Here is a 1905-nt window from a genome sequence, read left to right as displayed (position 1 = left end):
GATGCCGGCAAGACCACCACGTCCGAGCGCATCCTGTTCTACACCGGTAAGAGCCACAAGCTCGGTGAAGTGCATGACGGCGCCGCTACCATGGACTGGATGGAGCAGGAGCAGGAACGTGGCATCACGATCCAGTCCGCTGCGACCACCGCGTTCTGGAAGGGCATGGACAAGTCCCTGCCGGAGCACCGTTTCAACATCATCGATACCCCCGGGCACGTTGACTTCACCATCGAAGTCGAGCGTTCGCTGCGCGTGCTCGACGGTGCCGTGTTCGTGCTGTGCGCCGTTGGTGGCGTGCAGCCGCAGTCGGAAACCGTGTGGCGCCAGGCCAACCGTTACCAGGTTCCGCGTATTGCGTTCGTCAACAAGATGGACCGTACCGGCGCGAACTTCTTCAAGGTCCGTGACCAGCTGAAGGCCAAGCTCGGCGCTGTCGCCGTGCCGATGCAGCTGCCGATCGGTGCTGAAGAAGGCTTCAAGGGCGTGGTCGACCTGCTCAAGATGAAGGCCATCCATTGGGATGACGCTTCGCAGGGCATGAAGTTCGAGTACGGCGAGATCCCGGCTGACCTGGTCGAGAAGGCTGCTGAAGCCCGTGCATTCATGGTCGAGTCGGCTGCTGAAGCCAGCGAAGAGCTGATGGAAAAGTACCTGGGCGGCGAAGAGCTGTCCGAGGCCGAGATCATCCAGGCGCTGCGTACCCGTACGCTGGCGGTGGAAATCGTGCCGATGTTCTGCGGCTCGGCGTTCAAGAACAAGGGCGTGCAGGCCATGCTGGACGGCGTGATCCAGCTGCTGCCGTCGCCGATCGACGTGCCGGACGTGAAGGGCACCGACGTCGACGACGACACCATCGAGATGACCCGCAAGTCGGACGACAAGGCTCCGTTCTCTTCGCTGGCGTTCAAGATCATCACCGATCCGTTCGTCGGCGCGCTGACCTTCTTCCGTGTCTATTCGGGCACGCTGAATGGCGGCGACACCGTGCTGAACTCGGTGAAGAACAAGAAGGAGCGCATCGGCCGCATCCTGCAGATGCACTCCAACAACCGCGAAGAAATCAAGGAAGTGTTGGCTGGTGACATCGCCGCAGCTGTGGGCCTGAAGGACACCACCACGGGTGACACGCTGTGCTCGATCGATCAGCCGATCGTGCTTGAGCGCATGGTGTTCCCGGAGCCGGTGATCTCGATGGCTGTCGAGCCGAAGACCAAGTCGGACCAGGAAAAGATGGGTCTGGCACTGGGCCGCCTGGCACAGGAAGATCCGTCGTTCCGCGTCAAGACCGACGAAGAATCCGGCCAGACGATCATCTCGGGCATGGGCGAGCTGCACCTGGACATCATCGTTGACCGCATGAAGCGCGAGTTCAACGTGGAAGCCAACGTCGGCAAGCCGCAGGTGGCTTACCGCGAAACCATCCAGATGGCTGACGTCAAGTCGGACTACAAGCACGCCAAGCAGTCCGGTGGTAAGGGTCAGTACGGTCACGTCGTGATCGAGCTGTCGCCGATCACCGCTGAAGACCGTGCCGATCCGAAGCTGGCAGCCGCCATCAAGGACGACTTCCTGTTCATCAATGACATCACCGGCGGCGTGATCCCGAAGGAATTCATTCCTTCCGTGGAAAAGGGCCTGCGCGAAACCATCACCAGCGGTCCGCTGGCTGGCTTCCCGGTGGTGGACGTCAAGGTCAAGCTGGTGTTCGGCTCGTACCACGACGTTGACTCGTCGGAAATGGCGTTCAAGCTCGCCTCGTCGATGGCCTTCAAGCAGGGCTTCGCCAAGGCCAAGCCGGTGCTGCTGGAGCCGATCATGAAGGTCGAGATCGTGACTCCGGAGGAATACCAGGGTGACGTGATGGGCGACGTAAGCCGTCGTCGTGGCGTCCTGCAGGGTTCG

Annotated in this window: 1 protein-coding gene; it reads left to right on the top strand. The window is 61.3% G+C overall.

Annotated features, from left to right (window positions below; all coding sequences use genetic code 11):
* Positions 1-1905: elongation factor G (gene fusA / locus ABB26_RS16780; RefSeq protein WP_057635868.1), on the top strand; the 1905-nt coding region annotated here is incomplete at both ends.

The organism is Stenotrophomonas humi, from assembly GCF_001431415.1.
In the GTDB taxonomy this organism is placed as follows: domain Bacteria; phylum Pseudomonadota; class Gammaproteobacteria; order Xanthomonadales; family Xanthomonadaceae; genus Stenotrophomonas; species Stenotrophomonas humi.
This window is presented reverse-complemented; position numbering and strand designations above follow the sequence as displayed.